23 protein-coding genes are annotated in these 19,843 nt (G+C 64.6%); 10 read left to right on the top strand and 13 right to left on the bottom strand.

Translation table 11 applies throughout. The features are described 5' to 3' along the window. Positions 1 to 27: 27 nt before the first annotated feature. Both recN and AC1RBA_RS20160 read right to left on the bottom strand, forming a co-directional pair. The gene (gene recN, locus AC1RBA_RS20165; protein ID WP_070220456.1) at positions 28 to 1,695 is read right to left on the bottom strand and encodes a DNA repair protein RecN; all 1,668 of its coding nucleotides are present in this window, start codon (positions 1,693 to 1,695) and stop codon (positions 28 to 30) included. 47 nt (positions 1,696 to 1,742) lie between these two features. Continuing rightward, entirely contained in the window at positions 1,743 to 2,714 is a 972-nt protein-coding gene (locus tag AC1RBA_RS20160; protein ID WP_227742053.1) for an NAD kinase, read from the bottom strand. A 263-nt stretch (positions 2,715 to 2,977) separates the two neighbouring features. Between AC1RBA_RS20160 and AC1RBA_RS20155 the strand changes: the two genes are divergently transcribed. The 4 genes from AC1RBA_RS20155 to gloA all read left to right on the top strand — a co-directional run bounded on the left by AC1RBA_RS20155 (position 2,978) and on the right by gloA (position 5,663). Further along, complete coding sequence (locus tag AC1RBA_RS20155) at positions 2,978 to 3,244, top strand: hypothetical protein (protein WP_070220458.1); 267 nt, start codon at positions 2,978 to 2,980, stop codon at positions 3,242 to 3,244. A gap of 51 nt (positions 3,245 to 3,295) precedes the next feature. After that, positions 3,296 to 4,606, top strand: coding sequence for a PQQ-dependent sugar dehydrogenase (locus tag AC1RBA_RS20150; RefSeq protein ID WP_492419665.1), 1,311 nt, complete (start codon positions 3,296 to 3,298; stop codon positions 4,604 to 4,606). Between the two features lie 101 nt (positions 4,607 to 4,707). Then, complete coding sequence (locus AC1RBA_RS20145; protein ID WP_298402647.1) at positions 4,708 to 5,130, top strand: OsmC family protein; 423 nt, start codon at positions 4,708 to 4,710, stop codon at positions 5,128 to 5,130. 125 nt (positions 5,131 to 5,255) lie between these two features. Next, positions 5,256 to 5,663 carry a lactoylglutathione lyase gene (gloA, locus tag AC1RBA_RS20140; RefSeq protein WP_086137871.1) on the top strand — a complete coding sequence of 136 codons (408 nt, stop codon included), beginning with the start codon at positions 5,256 to 5,258 and terminating at the stop codon, positions 5,661 to 5,663. A 4-nt stretch (positions 5,664 to 5,667) separates the two neighbouring features. On the opposite strand, the gene AC1RBA_RS20135 is transcribed toward gloA, so the two are convergent. Next, on the bottom strand, positions 5,668 to 6,573 hold the full coding sequence (locus AC1RBA_RS20135) for a LysR substrate-binding domain-containing protein (RefSeq protein ID WP_492419664.1): 906 nt from the start codon (positions 6,571 to 6,573) through the stop codon (positions 5,668 to 5,670). A gap of 93 nt (positions 6,574 to 6,666) precedes the next feature. On the opposite strand from AC1RBA_RS20135, the gene AC1RBA_RS20130 reads away from it, so the two are divergent. Further along, positions 6,667 to 7,134 (top strand): DMT family transporter, encoded by a 468-nt coding sequence (locus AC1RBA_RS20130; RefSeq protein WP_070220468.1) that lies wholly within the window; start codon positions 6,667 to 6,669, stop codon positions 7,132 to 7,134. A gap of 68 nt (positions 7,135 to 7,202) precedes the next feature. Here AC1RBA_RS20130 and AC1RBA_RS20125 read toward each other — a convergent pair whose 3' ends face one another. The 4 genes from AC1RBA_RS20125 to AC1RBA_RS20110 form a co-directional block, all read right to left on the bottom strand. Then, complete coding sequence (locus tag AC1RBA_RS20125) at positions 7,203 to 8,543, bottom strand: TolC family outer membrane protein (RefSeq protein ID WP_492419663.1); 1,341 nt, start codon at positions 8,541 to 8,543, stop codon at positions 7,203 to 7,205. Positions 8,544 to 8,689: 146 nt separating this feature from the next. Then, a complete protein-coding gene (locus AC1RBA_RS20120; protein ID WP_034788759.1) occupies positions 8,690 to 9,013 on the bottom strand; it encodes a rhodanese-like domain-containing protein in 324 nt (107 codons plus the stop codon). A gap of 13 nt (positions 9,014 to 9,026) precedes the next feature. Beyond that, positions 9,027 to 9,677 (bottom strand): protein-L-isoaspartate O-methyltransferase family protein, encoded by a 651-nt coding sequence (locus AC1RBA_RS20115; protein WP_070220472.1) that lies wholly within the window; start codon positions 9,675 to 9,677, stop codon positions 9,027 to 9,029. Positions 9,678 to 9,847: 170 nt separating this feature from the next. Beyond that, positions 9,848 to 10,498, bottom strand: a complete 651-nt coding sequence (locus tag AC1RBA_RS20110; protein ID WP_326459767.1) for a TetR/AcrR family transcriptional regulator — start codon at positions 10,496 to 10,498, stop codon at positions 9,848 to 9,850. Between the two features lie 327 nt (positions 10,499 to 10,825). Between AC1RBA_RS20110 and AC1RBA_RS20105 the strand changes: the two genes are divergently transcribed. Together AC1RBA_RS20105 and AC1RBA_RS20100 are read left to right on the top strand one after the other, a co-directional pair. Further along, positions 10,826 to 11,695, top strand: coding sequence for a head GIN domain-containing protein (locus AC1RBA_RS20105; protein ID WP_492419662.1), 870 nt, complete (start codon positions 10,826 to 10,828; stop codon positions 11,693 to 11,695). Between the two features lie 137 nt (positions 11,696 to 11,832). Next, on the top strand, positions 11,833 to 12,093 hold the full coding sequence (locus AC1RBA_RS20100; protein ID WP_070220477.1) for a YkgJ family cysteine cluster protein: 261 nt from the start codon (positions 11,833 to 11,835) through the stop codon (positions 12,091 to 12,093). A gap of 9 nt (positions 12,094 to 12,102) precedes the next feature. Here AC1RBA_RS20100 and AC1RBA_RS20095 read toward each other — a convergent pair whose 3' ends face one another. The 6 genes from AC1RBA_RS20095 to AC1RBA_RS20070 are packed head-to-tail and all read right to left on the bottom strand — an operon-like array spanning position 12,103 to position 16,488. Then, the gene (locus AC1RBA_RS20095) at positions 12,103 to 13,131 is read right to left on the bottom strand and encodes an alcohol dehydrogenase (protein WP_492419661.1); all 1,029 of its coding nucleotides are present in this window, start codon (positions 13,129 to 13,131) and stop codon (positions 12,103 to 12,105) included. 26 nt (positions 13,132 to 13,157) lie between these two features. Continuing rightward, positions 13,158 to 14,270: a flavin monoamine oxidase family protein gene (locus AC1RBA_RS20090; RefSeq protein ID WP_492402196.1), complete on the bottom strand. Its 1,113-nt coding sequence runs from the start codon at positions 14,268 to 14,270 to the stop codon at positions 13,158 to 13,160. Further along, positions 14,231 to 14,941 carry a cupin domain-containing protein gene (locus AC1RBA_RS20085; RefSeq protein WP_492402195.1) on the bottom strand — a complete coding sequence of 237 codons (711 nt, stop codon included), beginning with the start codon at positions 14,939 to 14,941 and terminating at the stop codon, positions 14,231 to 14,233. Before AC1RBA_RS20085 ends, AC1RBA_RS20090 begins: the two co-directional genes overlap by 40 nt. 35 nt (positions 14,942 to 14,976) lie before the next feature. After that, a complete protein-coding gene (locus AC1RBA_RS20080) occupies positions 14,977 to 15,321 on the bottom strand; it encodes a carboxymuconolactone decarboxylase family protein (protein ID WP_070311714.1) in 345 nt (114 codons plus the stop codon). Between the two features lie 51 nt (positions 15,322 to 15,372). After that, on the bottom strand, positions 15,373 to 15,654 hold the full coding sequence (locus AC1RBA_RS20075; protein WP_070220486.1) for a hypothetical protein: 282 nt from the start codon (positions 15,652 to 15,654) through the stop codon (positions 15,373 to 15,375). Positions 15,655 to 15,714: 60 nt separating this feature from the next. Further along, positions 15,715 to 16,488, bottom strand: a complete 774-nt coding sequence (locus AC1RBA_RS20070; RefSeq protein ID WP_070220755.1) for an SDR family NAD(P)-dependent oxidoreductase — start codon at positions 16,486 to 16,488, stop codon at positions 15,715 to 15,717. Between the two features lie 223 nt (positions 16,489 to 16,711). Between AC1RBA_RS20070 and gcvA the strand changes: the two genes are divergently transcribed. From gcvA to AC1RBA_RS20055, 3 genes are all read left to right on the top strand, one after another. Next, positions 16,712 to 17,644: a transcriptional regulator GcvA gene (gene gcvA / locus AC1RBA_RS20065; RefSeq protein ID WP_492419660.1), complete on the top strand. Its 933-nt coding sequence runs from the start codon at positions 16,712 to 16,714 to the stop codon at positions 17,642 to 17,644. Positions 17,645 to 17,739: 95 nt separating this feature from the next. Then, complete coding sequence (locus AC1RBA_RS20060) at positions 17,740 to 18,510, top strand: DeoR/GlpR family DNA-binding transcription regulator (protein ID WP_492419659.1); 771 nt, start codon at positions 17,740 to 17,742, stop codon at positions 18,508 to 18,510. Between the two features lie 32 nt (positions 18,511 to 18,542). Continuing rightward, the gene (locus AC1RBA_RS20055; protein WP_070290864.1) at positions 18,543 to 19,691 is read left to right on the top strand and encodes an MFS transporter; all 1,149 of its coding nucleotides are present in this window, start codon (positions 18,543 to 18,545) and stop codon (positions 19,689 to 19,691) included. Positions 19,692 to 19,843 lie beyond the last annotated feature (152 nt).

The raw sequence follows: 19,843 nt of genomic DNA, 5'->3' as shown, positions 1-19,843 counted from the left end.
GGTCTGACCCCGGATTTAAGCCTGCGTTCAAATCGCCAGCAATTCGCGGGCATGCTTGCGCGTGGTGGCCGTGATTTCCAGGCCGCCCAGCATGCGCGCCACTTCTTCCACCCTGGCCTTGGCGTCGAGCATGTCGATGCGCGACGCCGTCTTGCCGTTGTCCAGGGTGCTTTTTGCCACTTGGAAATGCTGATTGGCCTGGCTGGCCACTTGCGGCAAGTGGGTCACGCACAGCACTTGGCGTCCCTGCCCCAGGCGTTTTAATAAGCGTCCGACCACTTCGGCGACGGCGCCGCCGATGCCGCTGTCGACCTCGTCGAAGATCAGGGTCGGCGTGGTGGTGGCGTGCGAAGTGATGACGGAAATGGCCAGCGCGATACGCGCCAGTTCACCGCCGGAGGCCACCTTGGCCAGCGAACGTGGCGCCGTGCCCGCATGGCCTGCAACGAGAAACTCGACTTGCTCGAGGCCGTGGGCGGCCGGATCGCACGGGTGCAGCGCGATTTCGAAGCTGCCGCCCGTCATGCTCAGTTCCTGCATGGCGCGCGTGACGGCTTGCCCCAGCTCCAGGGCGGCGGCGCGGCGCGTGGCGGACAATCGCTCGGCCACGGCGCGGTACTCGGCCTCGATCTTCGCTTCCTGGCGCAGCAAGCCCTCGATATCGGAAGCGTCGGCCAGGTGCTGCAGCTTTTCCGACAGCTTGGCGTGTTCCTCCGGCAATTCTTCTGGCGTGACGCGGAATTTGCGGGCCGTGCTGTGCATGGCTTCCATGCGCGCGTCGAGCTGGTGCAGACGCTCCGGGTCCAGTTCCACGCGGTCCAGGTAATTGTTCAGCGCGTACACGGATTCCTGCAGCTGGATGCGCGACGACTCGATCAGGTCGACGATCGGCTGCAATTCCGCATCGACGGACACGAGCTTGCCCAGCTTCTGGTTCAAGGCCGACAGTTGCGACACGATCGGATGATCTTCCTGTTCCGAAATGATCGCCAGGGCTTCCTGCGCCCCTTCCAGCAGGCTGGCCGCGTGCGACAGGCGGCTGTGCTCGTTCGTGATCTCCGTCCATTCGCCGGGCTTGGCGGCCAGCTTTTCCAGTTCGCCCACTTGCCATTCCAGGCGTTCGCGCTCGTACAGCACGTTGGCGGCATTCGTTTCGAATTCCTCGCGCTGGCGCACGAGGGCGCGCCAGCGCTTGTGCAGCGCCGCCACTTGCCGCGCATCCTGCTCCGCGCCCGCTTCGCGCGCCGTCGCCTGGCCGTCGAGCAAGGCACGCTGCGCTTCGCTTTTCAGCAAGGACTGGTGCGCGTGCTGGCCGTGGATATCGACCAGCATGTCGCCCAGTTCGCGCAGCTGGGCGGCCGTGGCGGGAATGCCGTTGATATACGCCTTCGAGCGGCCCGCATTGTCGATCACGCGGCGCAGCAGGGCGCCGCCATCGTCGTTGGCGAATTCATGCGCCACCAGCCAGGCCTGCGCCACTTCGCTGACGGAAAAATCGGCCGTGATGTCGGCCTTGGCCGCGCCTTCGCGCACCACGCTGGCGTCGCCGCGCCCGCCCAGCGCCAAAGTCAGCGCATCGATGAGGATGGACTTGCCGGCGCCCGTCTCGCCCGTCAGCACGCTGAAGCCGGCGGAAAATTCCAGTTCAATGGTATCGACAATGACAAAATCGCGAATGGACAGTGTATGGAGCATGGCTTCTGTGGTTAGGCGGCGCACCGCGGGTTGAGGTGAAGAAACTATTAGCTGAGCTTGCCCTCGCCCGACGGGTACTCATTCCAGTGCAGTTTTTCACGCAGGGTGTTGTAGTAGCTCCACCCTTCCGGATGCAGGAAGGTAATCGTATGGGGCGAACGGCGGATGAGGATGCGGTCTTGCTGCACCAGGCTGGCAAAGGTCTGCATGTCGAAATTGACGCTGATATCGCGCCCGCGCACGATTTCCACGACGATCTGGCTGGAATCGGGCAAGACGATGGGGCGGTTCGACAGCGCATGCGGGGCGATCGGCACGAGCACGATGCCGCCCAGGGTCGGATGCAGCAGCGGGCCGCCGGCCGACAGCGAATATGCGGTCGAGCCCGTGGGCGTGGAAATGATCAAGCCATCCGAACGCTGGTTGTACATGAAGTGGCCGTCGACCTCGACGCGCAATTCGGCCATGCCGGCGCCGCCGCCGCGCGAGACGACGACATCGTTGACGGCCATGCCCACGTGAATCGACTCGCCGTCGCGCAGCACGCTGCCTTCGAGCAAAGTGCGGCGCTCGGCCTTGAAGCGGCCGCCGAGAATTTGCGCCAGCACGGGCAGCATGCGCTCAAGCGGAATATCGGTCATGAAACCCAGGCGCCCCTGATTGATACCGATCAAGGGGACGTCGAATGGCGCCAGCTGGCGCGCAATGCCCAGCATGGTGCCATCGCCGCCCATGACGATGGCGCAATCGGCGGCGGCGCCGATCTCGGCCGGCGACATGGCGCGCACGCCGGGAAACGCCAGGTTCAGGTGCGCGGCCGTCTCCGCCTCGAAGACCACCGTGTGGCCCAGCACTTGCAGGAAATCGACGATACTTTTCACGGGTTCGGCAATGCCATCCGTATTCTGGCGCACGACCAGGGCAATGGTCTTGGCGCCCAGGTTGAAGCGCTCGCCCGGGGCTGGCAAGGTCGCGGCTGGCTGTTCGGCTCGCTGGTCGGCGTAGTTATCGACGGGCATAAAAATCTCGGTAATGAATTCGGTGGCAAGCCGCCCCAGGCTGTCGCGTCGCACGCCGCCATCGCATGATACTGTATATATCCACAGTATAGTGCGGCTGCCGTGTGCCCGCAAGGGGCGTTCTTGGTGTTGCACGCAGTGTAGCGCAGAAAAAGAATCATCCATGCGTGCGCCAGCGCTCCCTGGATGGACAAATCCGCTTGCTGGCAGCCTGGCTGCGGCAGGACACTGATCCCACGTCAATTCTTCTGTCAGGAGGCCATATGGTTACCCAGCATAGCGAACGCAAGATCAATACCGATGAAAAGGTCAAGAATGACGGCATCGACCGTCTGCCGCACGAGCGCGACGAATCGCCCGATGCGCAGAACGTGCGCCCACGCAAGATCATGCAGCAAGCGGCCAGCGACCTGGAGCAGGGATTGGTCGATACGGACCTGCACGCCCAGCCGGGCGTGGAAAAGGTCAAGCCCGCCGCGCCGCAGCAAGCCCGTCCCGACGCGCAACTGGAACCAAAGAAGGCGCGCTGACTCCAACCGTCACTCCCCGCTACTCGCACTGGTCATATTACGGAGTACGCCATGCACCGTTACGTCTGTTCATTCCTGCTGGCCGCTGCCTGCGGCGCCCATCTCGCCCACGCCCAGGCGCCCGCCATGCCCGTGGGCTTCGGCCCGCAGCCCACTCTGCCCGCACCGGACAAGCAGCTGATTCCCACCGTGAATGTGGCGCCCGTGCAGCGCTGGACGGCCGCGCAGCACCCCGCTGTCGCGGCGGGCCTGGCCATCCATGCGTATGCGCGCGACCTCGACCATCCGCGCTGGCTGTACGTCTTGCCGAATGGCGACGTGCTCGTGGCGGAAACGAACGCCCCGCCGAAGCCGGACGACAGCAAGGGCATCAAGGGTGCCATCATGCAGATGCAGATGAAAAAAGCGGGCGCGGCCACGCCCAGCGCCAACCGCATCACCCTGCTGCGCGGCGTCGACGCGAATGGCGTGGCGCAGACGCGCAGCGTGTTCCTGCAAGGACTGAACTCGCCGTTCGGCATGGCCCTGGTGGGTAACGAGCTGTACATCGCCAATGCCGACGCCTTGATGCGTTTTCCTTACAAGGAAGGCCAGACAGCCATCACGGCGCCCGGCGTCAAGGTGATGGATTTGCCGGGCGGCCCCATCAATCACCACTGGACCAAGAACGTCATCGCCAGCCCCGACGGCAAATTTCTCTATGTTGCCGTCGGTTCCAACAGCAACGTGGGCGAAAACGGCATGGCGGCCGAAGATGGCCGCGCCGCCATCTGGCAATTTACGCGGGCCACGGGCAAGGCCCGCGTGTATGCGACGGGCTTGCGCAATCCCGTGGGCCTGGCCTGGCAACCCAGGACGGGCGCCCTCTGGACGGCCGTCAATGAGCGCGACGAGCTGGGCAACGACCTGGTGCCCGACTACATGACGTCCGTCAAGGACGGCGCCTTCTATGGCTGGCCCTACAGTTATTTCGGCCAGCACGTCGATGCGCGGGTCAAGCCGCCCCGTCCCGAACTGGTCGCCACGGCTGTTGCGCCCGACTACGCGCTGGGCGCCCATACGGCCTCGCTGGGACTGGCGTTTTATGATGCCACGCTGCTGCCGGAACGCTACCGGGGCGGCGCCTTCATCGGCCAGCACGGCTCGTGGAACCGCAAACCCTTCAGCGGCTATAAAGTCATCTTCGTTCCGTTCACCGATGGCGTGCCCAGCGGTCCTCCGCAGGACGTCGTCGCCGGCTTCCTCGACAGCAATGGCAAGGCGCAGGGGCGCCCCGTCGGCGTGGCCGTCGACAAGGCGGGCGCGCTGCTGGTGGCGGACGACGTGGGCAATGTCATCTGGCGCGTCACGCCGGCGCCGTGAATGCATGGGCGCCGCGCATGCGCCCCCTGTGTGGCACAACGAACGGAAGCGCAGGAATGGGGCGCGCATGATGGACCTTCGAACCACGCAAGGAGTACATCATGAAAAAAACAGGATCAGCCGTCTGGAGTGGCGGCCTTAAGGATGGCAAAGGATTTATTTCCACCGAAAGCGGCGCGCTCGACAATGTGGCCTATGGTTTCAACACGCGCTTCGAGGACGGTCCCGGCAGCAATCCGGAAGAACTGATCGGCGCGGCCCACGCGGCCTGCTTCACCATGGCCCTGTCCGGCCAACTGGGCGAGGCGGGCTTGCGCGCCACGGCCCTGAAAACCACGGCCGACGTCAGCCTGGAAAAGATCGATGGCAGCTATGCCATCACGGCCGTGCACCTGACCCTGGTGGCCACCATTCCCGGCGCCACCGACGAAGCGTTCCAGGACGCGGCCCTGCGCGCCAAGCTCGGTTGCCCCGTATCGAAGTTGCTGGCCACGGAAATCACGCTGGACGCCCGTCTGGAGTAATTCCAGAGGCACTAACGTCACCGTCCGCGGCTGTCCTGCCACCAGGGCAGCCGGGGCGGTCTCGGCAAGAAAGCCGTAAAACGCATAAAATCCTGCCATTCCCCTATTCATATCAAGGATTTACGATGCGTATTTTGCACACCATGTTACGGGTCGGCGACCTGCAGCGCTCCATCGACTTTTACACGAACGTCCTGGGCATGAAATTGCTGCGCACCAGCGACAATCCGGAATACCAGTACACGCTGGCCTTCGTCGGCTATGGTTCGAATCCCGACCACGCGGAACTGGAACTGACGTATAACTATGGCACCACCAGCTACGAGCTGGGCACGGCGTATGGCCACATCGCCATCTCGGCCGACGATATCGTCGCCGCTTGCGACGCGGCACGCGCGAATGGCGGCAACGTCACGCGCGAACCGGGCCCCGTCAAGGGCGGCAACACGGTCATCGCCTTCATCACCGATCCGGATGGCTACAAGATCGAATTGATCGAACGCAAGTTCGACGGCCAGGGCGCCGGCCTGTAAGACGTCAGCCTGGCCCGGCGGCCGACGCAATGGCCGCGCGCAGCCAGGCGATCCCCGCATCGCCGTCCGTGCGGCGGTGCCGTATCGCTTCAAACGCAAACGGCGCGATGGCAAACGGCGCGGAGCACAGCGCCAGCCCCTGCGCCTCAATGCCCTGCAAGGCACGCCGCGCCACCGTCAATATCAAATCCGTCCCCATCACGACATCCGGTGCGACCGTCCAGTACGGCACGCGCACGGCGATGCGGCGCGCCTGGCCCAGCTGCGCCAGCGCTGCATCGACTTCGGCCGCCATGCCGCCTTCGCCGGACGCCACCAGCACATGGGGGCGCGCCAGATAGGTCTGCAAGCTCAAGCTCTCGCCCGGCGCCAGGCTGGCCGGATCGAGCGCGCACATGAACGTTTCCTCGAATAAGGTTTCCCTGTGCAACTGCTCGGGCAGTTGCGGGAACACGCCCAGCGCCAGATCGATCTCGCCATCCTGCACGCCGGCCACCACGGCAGAACGGCTGGCATAGCTGACGGCCACGTCGATGCCGGGCGCTTCCACGCGCAAACGCCGCAGCAAAGCGGGCAAGATCAATGCCGCACCGTAATCCGACATGGCCAGGCGAAACACGCGCTGCGCCGTGGCCGCCTCGAAGACGGCGCCACCGAGCACGGAGCGCACGCTCTGCAGGGCTTCGGCCAGCGGCCGCGCCAATTCCAGGGCGCGCGCCGTGGGCTGGAAACCGCCTTTGCCGCGCAGCAGCAACGGGTCGTCGAGCAGATGGCGCAGGCGCGCCAGCGCATGGCTGACGGCAGGCTGGCTCATGTGCAGGCGTTCCGCCGCGCGCGACAGATGGCGTTCGCTCAGCAGCGCATCCAGGATCACCAGCAAGTTCAAATCGACGGCGCGCAGATTATTCATTTGGTGCATAGTTAGCTGACAAAATACGAATTGGATTTAATGATGACAGCATAATACGATGACTGCATCAACTCAACACGCAGGGAGTCGCACATGCACGGATGGATCACCTTGTTTGCCCCGCTGGCCATGCTGGCCGGCGCCGTCGTCCCTTTCCAGGCGGGCGCGAATGCGGCGCTGGGCCGCAATCTGGGCCACCCGCTATGGGCCACCATCGCCTCGCTGGCCGTCAGCGCCGTGCTCGCGTCGCTCGTGATGCTGGCCTGGCGCGTGCCGGCGCCCGATTTGCACCTCGCCGTGCGCGGGCCGGGCTGGTCCTGGCTCGGTGGCGCGGCCGGCGTGTTTTATATTACGGCCGCGCTGATGCTGGCGCCGCGCATGGGTTCCGGCCCCTTCATGGCAGCCGTCATCGGCGGGCAGATGCTGGCCGCGCTGGCCATCGACCGCTACGGCTTGCTGGGTTTTGCCGTCAAGCATATTTCTCCGCTGCACTGGGCCGGCGCGGGCCTTGTGGTGGCCGGTGTCGTGCTGACCCAGTTCGCCAACAGCCGCGCCGTGTGAGCACACGTCAAGGCGAAAAAAAACCAGCGCCGTTGCCGGGGCTGGTTTTCATGTAGAGCAGAGCGCGCTTACTTGACGAGCAAGGCGTTGACGGGCATCAAGTCCGTTTCCTTCAGGGTGCCGGCGGCGGCCTTCAGGCGCAAGCCGTTCATGATGGTGTCGTAGCGGGCTTTCGACAGGTCTTTTTGCGTCGAGAACAATTGTTTCTGCGCATTCAAGACGTCGATATTGATGCGCACGCCCACTTGATAGCCGAGCTGGTTCGACTCCAGCGCCGACTTGCTCGACACTTCCGCCGCTTCCAGCGCCTTGACTTGCGCCAGGCCGCTGTTGACGCCGAGGAACGCCTGGCGCGCGCCTTGCGATGCCGTGCGGCGTGCCGTTTCCAGATCGTTGCGGGCCTTGTTTTCCAGCGCGATCGATTCGCGCACCTTGCTCGTCACGGCAAAGCCGCTGAAGATGGGGATGCTCCACTGCACGCCGATGGCGTTGTTGTTATTGCCGCTGCCATTGCCGCCACCGGACGTGTAGGTGTGGCCCGTGTTGGCGATCAGATCCAGGGTCGGATAGTGGCCGGCGCGGTTGCGGCCGATGTCACGCTTGGCCGATTCCACGTTGAACTGGGCCGTGACGACGCTGTAGTTCTGCTCTTCCGCCGAGCTCACCCACGGCTCGATGGCGGCCGGTTCCGGCGCGCTGATGACCACGCCCGCGCGCATTGGCGCCAGGCTCGTCGGCGCTTCGCCGATGATGGTTTGCAGGGCGCTGCGCTTGTTGGCCAGGTCATTGATGGCGGCAAATTCCTGCGCCACCACCAGGTCATAGGCCGCTTGCGCTTCGTGCGTGTCGGTAATTGTTTGCGTGCCGACTTCGAAGTTGCGCTTGGCCGATGCCAGCTGCTCCGTCGTGGCCACTTTTTGCGCCTGCGTGGCGCCCAGGTTGTCCTGCGCGCTGAGCACGTCGAAATACGCTTGCGCCACGCGCGTGATCAAGTCTTGCTGGACTTGCGCAAATTGCGCTTCGGCAATCGCCTGCGCCAGCTTGCTTTGCTGGTAGGTTTCCCAACGGTCCCAGCGGAACAGCGGCTGCGCCAGGGTCAGGTTGTAGCTGTTCGCGCGGACGTTGACGGACGGCGAAGTGATCTTGTTGCCGCCATTGTTCTGGATGATCTGTTCCTGATTGCCGCGCGTATTGCTGCCCGAGGCGGAGATTTGCGGCAGCAAGCCTGCCAGCCCCTGCGGAACCCGCTCCATCCCGGCAGACAGGGCCGCGCGCGCGCTGGCGTACTGCGCGTCATTGGCCAGCGCCTGCTGGTACACCTGGATGAGATCGGCCGCCTGCGCTTGCAGCGAGCATGTCATCGAGACAAAGGCGCTGGTCATCAGCACGGCGATAAAGGGTTTCCGCATTGCATTTCTCCGTTGGAGTCGTCAAAAGTTGATGGAATCAAAAATCGGTTACAGCCTGCCTGGCGGCCGCGCCGGCAGGAGCGGGGTACAGGCCTCCGCAGGCATGCAGAAAAACATGCCTGGAAGTGCATCTACTGCGAATTCACTTAGTATTTCGGCATGGCGCTGTCGACTTGCAGCGCCCAGGCATGCACGCCGCCTGTCAAATTACTGATCTTGCCAAAACCATTGCGCTCCAGGAAGGCCGCCACTTGCATGCTGCGCATGCCGTGATGGCAAATGCAGACGATTTCGGCGTCTTCATCGAGGTCATCGATGCGCGCGGGAATCGAGTTCATCTGCATCAAGGTGGCACCGTCGAGGTGGCACAGGTCGAACTCCCACTGTTCCCGCACGTCCAGCAAGAACGGACGCGGGCGGGAAGGGTCAGCCAGCCAGGCGGCCAGCTGCGGTGCACTCAAATGCTCCATCGAATCGGTCGCCTCAGAACTGGAAATGCGACGGTGCCACGGCTTGCAGCGGCGTGACATTGGTTTCAAACAGCTTGCGCGTGTCATAGGCTTTGTCCGAGCTGCGCGTGATCAGGTGCGCCGACATGATCGGCGCTTCGCCGATGATGGCCAGGATGCGGCCACCGACTTTGACTTGTTGCAACAGCGCTTCCGGCAGCACGGCCAGGGCGCCGGACACGACGATCACGTCGTAGGGTGCACCCTTGCTCCAGCCCTGGGCGCCGTCGCCCAGTTCCACGGTCACGTTGGTCACGCCGTTGGCGGCCAGGTTCTGCTCGGCCAGGGTTTTCAATTGGGGAACGATTTCCACGCTCGTCACATGACGCGCCTTGTGCGCCAGCAACGCGGCCATGTAACCGCTGCCGGTGCCGATTTCCAGAACATTTTCATGCTTCTTGACGGCTACGTCTTGCAAAATACGCGCTTCCAGCTTTGGCGTGAACATGCATTCGCCGCCGCCCAGTGGAATTTCCGTATCGACGAAGGCCAGGTTTTTATAGGCGGCCGGCACGAAATTTTCACGCTTGACCACGTTCAACAGCTCCAGCACGTCGATATCCAGTACGTCCCATGGACGGATCTGCTGTTCGATCATATTGAAGCGGGCTTGTTCGATATTCATCTTTGGACTCGGTAAGTGAAGTAATAATCCGCCATTTTATCGTTGAACTGGCTGAAAGCACATGTTAACCATAAAGGCGGGGAATGGAGGAAATTTGCGACGATCTGCAGATTTGGGGGGGCGAACCTTGGAAAAGGGGTAACTGAACGGTAGTAGCCAGGCCCGGTGCATCAGCTTTTCCCGGGCGCCTCCGCCTGCAGGCTGCGCAAGCTCATGTCGATAAAGGCATCCATATAGGCGAGCGGATCGATATCCTTGACCTCGCACGGCACGAAGGAGTGCGTCCACATCATGAGCATGGTGACGGGTGCGCTGAGGATGGTGCTGACCAGCACGGGATCGATCTGGCGGAATTCGCCCCGCTGCATGCCCCGTTCCAGCAGACTGACGATCAGTCCATTGCCGCGCGCGACGACTTCTTCGTTGTAAAACTGCGCCAGTTCCGGGAAATTGTTCGCTTCGGCCAGCATCAGCTTGGTCAAACCGGCCAGTTTGGTGGCGCCGAATTCTTCCCACCACTGCATCATTACCTTGCGCAACAATTCGGCGCTGGTGCTGTCCGAAGCGGCCATGCTGTCTTCCGCCTCGCCGATCGACTGCACGATATTGTCGCGCACGACGGCCTTGAACAGCTCTTGTTTATTCTCAAAGTACAGGTACAGGGTGCCTTTCGACACGCCCGCCCGCTTGGCCACATCTTCCAGGCGCGTCGATGCAAAGCCCCGTTCGACAAACAGGTCGAGGGCGGCGGCGAGCAATTCCTGCGGGCGGGCATCCTTGCGCCGCTCCCAGCGGGGCTTGGTATCAATCGGGGCTTGCATGTGTCTTTCCAAATAACTTACTTTTGAGTCATTAATAGTAGCCCTGTCTACGGGCAAGGTCAAGCACGGGCGACGCGGGGCACCGCCCAGCACGCCGAACACGGGTATTGTACGCTCCGTGCCGGCGTTGGCGACACCTCCTCTGGCACCTGCCCCATGGCGCTGGGTGAACCAGAATGCGTTTCATCCCCCGTTTTGCGCAGTTCATCGCATTGGCGTTCAGCAAAGACAGGCGCTTTGCTATCTTGGCATCGACAGCACGGCAGCCGCGGCGCGGCAGCCGGCTTATTTCTTGTCCTGACCTAAAACAATCATAAAGGAAACACCATGCGTACCTTGCTGGCCCTGTGCTGTGCCGTTGCCCTCGGCGGTTGCGCCATCGTCATCAATTCCAACGATGGCGAAGTGCGCCATGCGGACTCGGGCGGCAATGCCATTCAGGGCAACGAGCAAATGAGCCGCGACGTGCGCCAGGTCGGCAACATCAACACGCTCGACATCGACAGCATGAAGCGCATCGATATCAAGATCGACGTGCGCGTGGGGCCGGCAACGTCGCTGGTGATCGAAGCGGACAGCAACCTGCAGCCGCGCATCCATAGCGAAGTGAGCGGCAATACCCTGCGCATCTGGAGCGATACGAACATTCGCAGCAGCAATGGCATCCACGTCATCTACACAACGCCGCAATTGAGGAAGATCACCATTTCCGGCTCGGGCCGCCTGGTGGCCAGCGGTTTCAATGGCGACGATTTCAGCCTGGAGCAGCGCGGTTCGATGAAGAGCGAATTGTCGGGCACCGTGGGACGCTTCGACGTGGCCAACAATGGCTCGGGCAGCATCAACGCGGCCGCCCTCGCCAGCGGCAACACGGACGCGGTGCAAAACGGTTCGGGCAGCATACAGCTGGGCAATGTACGCGGCGAACGCGTCAACGTGGCCGTCAACGGCTCGGGCAGCATCAGCGCCAGCGGCGCCGTGCAGCGTCTCGACGCCAACGTGAATGGCTCGGGCGACATCAACCTGGCTGCCCTGCGCAGCGACGTTGCCTATCTGGCGAGCAACGGTTCCGGCGACATCGACGTGACCGTCCAGAATGAAGTCAACGCCCGCGCCAGCGGTTCCGGCCGCATCACCGTGCATGGCGATCCGGCCCGCCGCACTTTGTCGGGCAAGCGCGTCAGCATCGTGCGCTAGGCAAGCGGCGGGAAGCGGCAGGCCGCGCCGACTTGCTATACTGTCGGCCCCTGATCCCTTTCCAGCCATCGCCATGCCGTCCTGCGCCTGCTCCCTGGCAGCCGGATGGCAAGCTGGTCGTCCACTAAAGAATAACCATGAACTGCCGCGACCACTGCGGAGCGTGCTGCATCGCTCCCTCCATCACCAGTCCGATACCGGGCATGCCGAACGGGAAACCCGCTGGCGTCCGCTGCGTGCAGCTGGGAGACGATAGCCGCTGCCGCATTTTCGGACAGCCGGAACGGCCGGCGTTCTGCGCAGGATTGCAGCCGTCGGCAGAGATGTGCGGCGCCAGCCGCGAACAGGCGATACGCTGGCTCGACGACCTGGAGCAGGCAACGGCGCCGCAGACTTGAAGAGAATGCCTAGGCCTTCGGCAACATGGTCAGCACCATGCGGAACTTGACGTCCCCGGACTGCATGCGCTGACAGGCTTCGGCCGCACGTTCCAGCGGCATGGTTACGATACGCGGACGCACGTCGGCCAGCACGCTGAAAGCAAGCGTCTTTTCATTGTCATACGGCGTGCCGGTGATCGAGCCGAGCACGCCGCGTTCGCCCACCACCAATTTACCGGAAGACACGAGCAGCGGATCCTTGCCCGCGCCCAGCACGACCAGCCGTCCGGCTGGCGCCAGGCCATCCATCAGCGCCGTCACGGCGGCCGCGCTGGAGACGGTGGTGATGACCGCCTGCGCCCCGCCATGCGCTTGCAGCACGGCGGCCGCATCCTCGGCCAGGCTGTCGACATACACGTGCGCGCCCAGCTCCAGCGCGTCCTGCGCAATATCGCCGCCGCGCCCGATCGCCACCACCTTGAAGCCCATGCGGCGCGCATACTGCAAGGCCATATGCCCCAGGCCGCCGATGCCCAGGATGGCGACCGTATCGCCCGCCTGCGCCCCGCTCTTCTTGAGCGCATTGAAGGTGGCGAGTCCGGCGCACAGGATGGGCGCCGCCTCTTCCGCATCAAGCTGCCCGGGAATGGATACCAGGCCGGTGGCGCGCGCCAGCATCATCTCGGCATAGCCGCCGTCGCGGCTGGCGCCCACGAACGGCTGGTCCTGACATAACTGGAAACGGCCTTGGCGGCAGGGCGGGCAGGCGTTGCAGTGGCCGCCCAGACGGCCGACGCCGACGCGCTGGCCGATTTGCCAGATGCCCGGCGTGTGTTCGCCCAGCGCGACGATGCGCCCGACCACCTCGTGACCGGGCACGCGCGGCGGCTGCAGCGCCGGGTCGGCGCCGTCGATATCGGCGCTGTCGGCGCCACAGATGCCGCAGGCTTCGACGGCGATCAAGACTTCGCCCACGCCAGGCAGCGGCGTGGCGCGCTCGACCAGTTCCAGCACGCCAGGGCGGCTCACTTGCATGGCGCGGTAAGTGGCTTTCATCTTCATTTCTCCTTCGTTGAGTTAAGTCACGGAATCGCCGGGCGCTGCTGCGCCGCTTGCCAGGCTTGCACGCCCAGAGCGGCCGCCTCGACCGCGCCGGCCAGATAGCCGGGAAAGCGCGGCGACCATTCGCTGGCGATGGCCGTCAGGCGGCCCTGCCAGGGACCGGCCGCAGGCGCCGCTGCCGGGGCGTGACCGTGCTCGCCGCCGGCGTCGAGGTCGGCGGCGGTGGCGGTCAGCGCATCCTGCGACCAGTCCTTGATGGCATCGGTGCGCGGCGCGGCCGCTTGCGGGCCGAACAGCCGTACCAGCTGGGCCCGGCAATGCGCCAGCAAGACCCCATCGTCCAGGCGCTGGCGCGTGCGTGCCGGCATGGCCAGGAAACCAAACAGGGCAGCGCTGCCGCCCGGCATCGAGGCATCATGGATCTCGCCCAGCGGCCCGCTCTGGCTGCGCGCCGAACCGGACAAGCCCTGTTCGCGCCAGAACGGCCGTTCGTAGACGGCGACGTACTTCGCATGGGGCGCCATCCAGGTGGCGGTGGCGGTCCACTCGCGCGCCAGCGCCGCAGGCAGGGCCGGCTCGTACGCGATACCGGCGGCAGCCAGGCGCGGCGGCAATGCCAGCAGCACGTGGCCGGCGCGCCACGCGGTGACGGCGCCCGCCGCATCCGCGCTCGCCACTTCGACGTGCTCGGCCGCATGGCGCAGGCGCAGCACCTGTTGTCCGGTGACGATGCGCGTGCTGCGCAAGGTGCCGTGCAAGGCATCGGTCAGCGCATTCATGCCGCCAATCAGGCGCATCGATGGCGGCGCGCTCGCGTACGTGCGCATGCGCACCGGCGCTTCCCCTGCGGCGCGCTGGTACAGCATGTCGCCCTGGTCGTACTGGGCGAAGCGCTGCAGCCCCAGCCCGTCGACCAGCTGGTGCAGCGCGCACTGCTGCTCGGGCCAGAACCAGGCCGGGCCCAGGTCGAAGCGGTCGCTGCCGCCAGCTGCCTGCATGCCGGCGATACGCCCGCCGATGAAATCGCGCGCTTCGAGCACGACGACATTGGCCACGCCCAGCCGCTCCAGCAAGTGGGCCGCGTACAGGCCGCTCAGGCCGGCGCCGATAATGATGATGCGTGCGTGTTGCATGCTGATCCTTTCAAAGTCGTGTCCGCCACATGCCGGACTTTCAGGTAAACGGTGGCTCCCTGCGCACCGGCAACGATGGCGGGCAAGGTGCCGGCAGGCAGGCGCATCCAGCTGCGCGGCGCGCAGGCATGCTGGCGTGCGCGCACCTCGCCCTCGAGCACCAGCAGTTCCTGGCTGCCGCCTGCCTCGGCCAGCAAGGCTTCATGCGGCATCAGCCGCTGCAGGCTGACCTGTTCGGCAGCATCGTCGAACAGCGGACAGACGGCCCGCCCCCGCTGCTCGCGCCAGTTGGCGGGGTCGCGGGTGTCGATGCGGACGTGGCGCTGTTCGCGCGGCTGCATCTGCTGCAACTTGACGAAGATCACCGCCCCCGCGCCGCTCGACGGCCGGTGGCTGGAGCCGGGCGGATTGCGCAAATACCAGCCGGCGGGATAATCCACGCCGTCTTCGGAAAACGTGCCGTCGAGGACCAGGATTTCCTCGCCGCCCGGATGCCGATGCGGCGGGAAGAAGGATTCGGGCGCATAGCGCACGATGCTCGTTGCGCGCGCTTGCTCGGCGCCGATGCGATCGAGCATGATGCGCTCGACGCCGCCCTGCGGCGACGCGACCCAGCGGTACTGGTGCGGCGCCAGGATGACGGGGCGCGAAAAATCGGCATTGATCAGCATGACAAACTTCCACAGTTGAAAAAAACGGCCAGCGCTTACTGCTTCGGCAGCTGTTGGTAGGCTTCCATCACGCGCGCCGAATACGTCAGCGCGGCGCCCGTATTGAGCGCGATCGCCACGCCGAGCGCTTCGGAAATTTCTTCCAGGGTCGCACCGGCTTCCACCGCTTTCCTCGTGTGCACCGAGATGCAGCCGTCGCAACGCGTGGTGATGGCCACCGCCAGCGCGATCAGTTCGTGGATCTTCGGCGCCAGGTGGCCGGTCTTGGCGGCGGCGCCGTCGATGGCCATCACGCCGCGCATCACGTCGGGGCTCTGCGCGGCGTAATCGCCGACTTTTTCCAGCAGGGAGTCGCGGTAGGTGTTCCAGTCTTGCATCATGATTTTTGCTCCAAAAAAGGGAATAGTAGGTAGCAGCGGGCGGGTGCCCGCTTACGCCACGGTATAAATGCGCACGTCGGGCGCCGCGTCCAGCAGCGGCGTGAGCGCCACCACCACGTCGCTGTTGAACAGCGCGCTTTGCAGATAGGCATTGGCGTTGCCCACGCTGTCGAAGCCATGCAGCACTTGCACGTCTTCCTCGCGGATCAGCAATTGCTTCGACTGCGCGCCCGCGATGCCGGCCAGGAACGGCGCCTTGTACTGCTGATAGACGCCAGCCGCCGCGGCGCGGTTGGCGTTGGCGATCTTGAGGGTGATTTGCAGATAAGCCATGCGATGCTCCTTGATGATCAGGTGAAGAAAAGGCGGGCAAGGCGGGCTTGCCCCAGGTATTTAGTTGCGGCCGGCCATCACGCCGCCATCGACGTCCCACACCGCGCCGGTCACCCAGGCGGCCTTGTCGGACAGCAGAAACGCCACCACTTCCGCCACGTCCAGCGGCGTGCCCACGCGGCCGATCGGGTGGAAACCGTTGAAGCCCTGCAGCGCCTCATGGACCTCCGCCTTCGGAATAAAACCTTCGTAGATCGGCGTCTGCACGACGGCTGGCGAGACGGCGTTGACGCGAATCTGCTTCGATGCCAGTTCCATCGCCAGATGCTGGGTCAGCGAGTGCAGGCCGGCCTTGGCCATCGAATACGCTGACGATGGCGTGGCGGCGATCGCCTGCTTGCCCCACATCGAGCCGATGTTGACGATAGACCCAGGGCGTCCGCCGGCGACCAGGTGCGCGGCCACCTTTTGCGTGATGAAGAACAAGGCCTTGTTGAGATTCATATACTGGTCGTAGTCGGCGGCGCCGTGTTCGAGGAACGGTTTGGGGAAGAACACGCCTGCCGCGTTGACCAGCAGATCGATGTCCGCATGCTGTTCGTCCAGCGTTTTGAGCAGCGCGGCCAGGCCCGCGTCGCTCGACAGGTCGGCGGTCACCGCCCACACCGTGCCGAGCGCCGACAATGCCTTGCGCGCCTCTTCGGTTTTCTCTGCGCGGTGGCCGACGATCACGGCGCTGCCGCCTTGCTCCAGCACCACGCGTGCCGTCGCCAGACCCATGCCGCTGGTGCCACCCACGACCAGCAGTTTCTTGCCTTCGAATTGCTTGCTCATTTTCATTCCTTTCCTATGCCCGCCGTCAGGCAGGCGCTGTTGAAGAAAAACTTCCGGGCAGTTGTGTACTGCCGCGATGCAATGCATTCTGCGCTTGGCGGCAAACGGGAACAAACCAGATTAAATGTCAGTCATTGAAAGAAAATCTTTAGTGGCACGGCTGCGGAGTGACTAAAATAGCCACGCAGAGACGCACAATCACGCGACACCATGGAAGAAAATCATGAAGACACCGATCCATCTGAACGCCTTGCGGGCATTCGAAGCCAGCGCCCGCCACCAGAGCTTTTCAGCCGCCGCCGCTGAACTCAACGTCAGCCCCGCTGCCGTGGGCCAGTTGGTGCGCGCCCTGGAAGACTGGCTGGGCGCGCCGCTGTTCCATCGGCACACGGCGGGCAAGACGCGGCTGGTGGCGACGCAGGCCGCGGAGCGCGCACTGCCGGATTTGCGCGCCGGCTTTGACCGCTTGCTGCTGGGTCTGGAAAGGCTCAAGGAAGGTTCGCTCAACGGGGTGCTGACGGTGACCGTCAGTCCCGCCTTCGCCGCCAAGTGGCTGTTGCCACGGATTGAACGCTTTCAATCGATCTGCCCGGAAACCGACGTGCGGCTCGATACCAGTCTGAAGCCCGTCGATTTCGTCTCGCAACGCATCGATATCGGCGTGCGCTACGGCACCGGCAACTGGCCGGGACTGAGCGCCGACAAATTGATGGATGAAGAAGTCTATCCCGTGTGTTCGCCCGCGTTTCTGCAACAGCATGCGCCATTGCGGCAGCCGGCCGACCTGGCGCGGCAAACGCTGATTCACGACCTGTCGATGGATGGCCATGGCGATTTTCCAACGTGGGAAGCGTGGCTGCAGAAGGCGGGCGTGCGCGATAGCGCCGCCTCGCGCGGCATGAAGATCAACAATTCGGCGGCGGTGCTGCAGGCGGCGGCCGAGGGCCATGGCGTGGCGCTGGCGCGCAGCGTGATGGCGCATGACGATATCGCCTCCGGGCGGCTGGTACGCCTGTGCGGCGCGATGACTTTTCTTTCGCCGCTGGCCTACTACGTGGTCTACCGGCCGGAGTCCGCAGGCCTGCCGCGCCTGGCGACCTTTCGCGGCTGGCTGCTGGAAGAGGCAGGCAAGCAGGCCGCCGCGGTTGCACGGTAAGCCAGCCGTTGGCCGCCGTGACGCGCAGATAAGCATTGACCGCGTTTGCACGTTTGCGTATATTCATGCACATTCTTGCACGTTTATAAGTTCATATGTCCGCCACTCTGCTCCTCAAACAACGCCACGCATTGATCCAGCAACAATTACATGCCGACGGCAGGGTGCTGGCGCTGGACCTGGCGCGCCAGCTCGATGTGTCCGAAGACACGATACGGCGCGACTTGCGCGAGATGGCGGCGGCCGGCCTGTGCCAGCGCGTGTATGGCGGCGCCCTGCCGCTGGCGCCCGATGGCGGCACCTTGACGCAGCGCAAGCAGGAAGCGCCCGAGCGCAAGGCGCGCCTGGCGCAGGCGGCCGTGTCCCTCGTGCGCACGGGCCAGGTGCTGTTTCTCGATGCGGGCTCGACCAACCTGGCCATCGCCAGCGCCTTGCCGCAGTTGGCGCTCACTGTCATCACCAATGCGCCATCCATCGCCATGGTCCTGATGGAGCGTCCCGAAATCGAGCTGATCATGGCTGGCGGCCGGGTCGACCGCCGCGCCGGCGCCAGCCTGGGTCCGCAAGCGCTGCGCACGGTCGAGCGCATGCATCCCGACCTGTGCTTCCTCGGTGCCTGCGGCGCCGACGCGGACGCGGGCGTGACGGCGTTCAACTATGACGAGGCCGAGTTCAAGCGCAGCATCGCCGGCGCCAGCAAGGCGGTCGTCGTGGCCGTCACCAGCGACAAGCTGGGCACGGCCGCGCCTTTCGGCGTGCTGGCCACGGGCCTGCTGCAGCACCTGGTGCTCGAAGCCGATGCCGACGCTGCCCACGCGGCTGCCTTTGAACGGCTGGGCGTGCAAGTGTTGCGCGCCCACGCCTGACTTATCCACCCCGACTCTTGAAAAGCTCCCCCATGCATCTCACTGGCACCTTGCAACAACGCGCCACGCGCCTGGTTTTCTTCGCCGCCGGCCTCGGCATGGCCGCCTGGGCCCCCCTGGTTCCCTATGCCAAGGCGCGCCTGGGCCTCGATGAAGCGACGCTCGGCATTTTGCTGCTGTGCCTGGGCGCCGGCTCGCTGTGCGCGATGCCGTTTACGGGCATGCTCACGGCCCGCTTCGGCTGCCGCAAGGTCATTGTCGGCGCCGGCCTGCTGCTGACCGCCATCCTGCCCGGCCTGGCGCTGGCCGCCACGCCGCTGCAACTCGGCCTGGTGCTGCTGGTGTTCGGCGCGGCCATGGGCACCTTCGACGTGGCCATCAATATCCAGGCCGTGATCATCGAAAAAGCCAACGGCGGCGCCATGATGTCGGGTTTTCATGCGCTGTTCAGCGTGGGCGGCTTTGCCGGCGCGGCCTGCATGGCCCTGCTGTTGTGGCTGGGACTGACGCCGGCCTGGTCCTGCGCGGTGGTGATGCTGCTGCTGTGCGGCGTGCTGGGCGCGGCGCAAGGCCATCTGCTGCCGACGGCGTCCGCCTCCGGCGAAAAGACGCCGCTGTTCGTCATGCCGCATGGCGCAGTCATTTTCATCGGTCTGCTGTGCTTTATCGTCTTCCTGGCCGAAGGCGCGATTCTCGACTGGAGCGCCCTGTTCCTGACCACCACGCGCGGCGTGGAAGAAGCCAAGGGCGGTCTCGGCTACGCCGCCTTCGCCATCGCCATGACGGTGGGCCGCTTCACGGGCGACAAGGTGGTCACACGCTTTGGCGGCAAGCGGGTGCTCACTTTCGGCGGTCTGTGCGCGGCGGCAGGCTTCTTCCTGGCCGTGCTGGCGCCGCATGCCAGCCTGGCCATGGCCGGCTTCGTGCTGATCGGTCTGGGCGCGGCGAACATCGTGCCCATCCTGTTCACGGCGGCGGGCCAGCAACATGCCATGCCGGCCAGCCTGGCGGTGGCGGCCATCACCACCATCGGCTATGCGGGCATCCTGGCTGGTCCGGCCGTGATCGGCTTCGTGGCGCACGCCACCAGCCTGAATATCGCCTTCGCCATGCTGGGCGCCGCCCTGCTGCTGGTGGCAGCCAGCGCACGCCTGGTGGCGCCGGCCAAACAACGTTCCTGATCCTCCTTCTGCCTGTCGGACGATGCTAAAAAAGCGCCGCCCGACAGCGCCCAAATCGGCTCGACGGGCCTGCGGCATGGTAAGCTTCGACCCCGCGCACATTGCGGGCGCCACGCACTTACCCCATCCTGCCACTTATACCCGTTTATACA

The organism is Janthinobacterium sp. GW823-FHT03B06 (assembly GCF_058796955.1).
The sequence above is the reverse complement of the archived record's forward strand: the minus strand, read 5'-3'. Positions and strand labels throughout refer to the sequence as shown.

Coding starts and splice junctions, on each gene's coding strand:
- AC1RBA_RS20135 (WP_492419664.1), bottom strand. CDS start 6,573: ATGAATAATCTGCGCGCCGTCGATTTGAACTTGCTGGTGATCCTGGAT.
- gloA (WP_086137871.1), top strand. CDS start 5,256: ATGCGTATTTTGCACACCATGTTACGGGTCGGCGACCTGCAGCGCTCC.
- AC1RBA_RS20090 (WP_492402196.1), bottom strand. CDS start 14,270: ATGCAACACGCACGCATCATCATTATCGGCGCCGGCCTGAGCGGCCTG.
- AC1RBA_RS20080 (WP_070311714.1), bottom strand. CDS start 15,321: ATGATGCAAGACTGGAACACCTACCGCGACTCCCTGCTGGAAAAAGTC.
- AC1RBA_RS20115 (WP_070220472.1), bottom strand. CDS start 9,677: ATGAATATCGAACAAGCCCGCTTCAATATGATCGAACAGCAGATCCGT.
- AC1RBA_RS20120 (WP_034788759.1), bottom strand. CDS start 9,013: ATGGAGCATTTGAGTGCACCGCAGCTGGCCGCCTGGCTGGCTGACCCT.
- AC1RBA_RS20095 (WP_492419661.1), bottom strand. CDS start 13,131: ATGAAAGCCACTTACCGCGCCATGCAAGTGAGCCGCCCTGGCGTGCTG.
- AC1RBA_RS20125 (WP_492419663.1), bottom strand. CDS start 8,543: ATGCGGAAACCCTTTATCGCCGTGCTGATGACCAGCGCCTTTGTCTCG.
- AC1RBA_RS20145 (WP_298402647.1), top strand. CDS start 4,708: ATGAAAAAAACAGGATCAGCCGTCTGGAGTGGCGGCCTTAAGGATGGC.
- AC1RBA_RS20060 (WP_492419659.1), top strand. CDS start 17,740: ATGTCCGCCACTCTGCTCCTCAAACAACGCCACGCATTGATCCAGCAA.
- gcvA (WP_492419660.1), top strand. CDS start 16,712: ATGAAGACACCGATCCATCTGAACGCCTTGCGGGCATTCGAAGCCAGC.
- AC1RBA_RS20085 (WP_492402195.1), bottom strand. CDS start 14,941: ATGCTGATCAATGCCGATTTTTCGCGCCCCGTCATCCTGGCGCCGCAC.
- AC1RBA_RS20100 (WP_070220477.1), top strand. CDS start 11,833: ATGAACTGCCGCGACCACTGCGGAGCGTGCTGCATCGCTCCCTCCATC.
- AC1RBA_RS20130 (WP_070220468.1), top strand. CDS start 6,667: ATGCACGGATGGATCACCTTGTTTGCCCCGCTGGCCATGCTGGCCGGC.
- AC1RBA_RS20160 (WP_227742053.1), bottom strand. CDS start 2,714: ATGCCCGTCGATAACTACGCCGACCAGCGAGCCGAACAGCCAGCCGCG.
- AC1RBA_RS20105 (WP_492419662.1), top strand. CDS start 10,826: ATGCGTACCTTGCTGGCCCTGTGCTGTGCCGTTGCCCTCGGCGGTTGC.
- AC1RBA_RS20155 (WP_070220458.1), top strand. CDS start 2,978: ATGGTTACCCAGCATAGCGAACGCAAGATCAATACCGATGAAAAGGTC.
- AC1RBA_RS20150 (WP_492419665.1), top strand. CDS start 3,296: ATGCACCGTTACGTCTGTTCATTCCTGCTGGCCGCTGCCTGCGGCGCC.
- AC1RBA_RS20110 (WP_326459767.1), bottom strand. CDS start 10,498: ATGCAAGCCCCGATTGATACCAAGCCCCGCTGGGAGCGGCGCAAGGAT.
- AC1RBA_RS20055 (WP_070290864.1), top strand. CDS start 18,543: ATGCATCTCACTGGCACCTTGCAACAACGCGCCACGCGCCTGGTTTTC.
- recN (WP_070220456.1), bottom strand. CDS start 1,695: ATGCTCCATACACTGTCCATTCGCGATTTTGTCATTGTCGATACCATT.
- AC1RBA_RS20075 (WP_070220486.1), bottom strand. CDS start 15,654: ATGGCTTATCTGCAAATCACCCTCAAGATCGCCAACGCCAACCGCGCC.
- AC1RBA_RS20070 (WP_070220755.1), bottom strand. CDS start 16,488: ATGAGCAAGCAATTCGAAGGCAAGAAACTGCTGGTCGTGGGTGGCACC.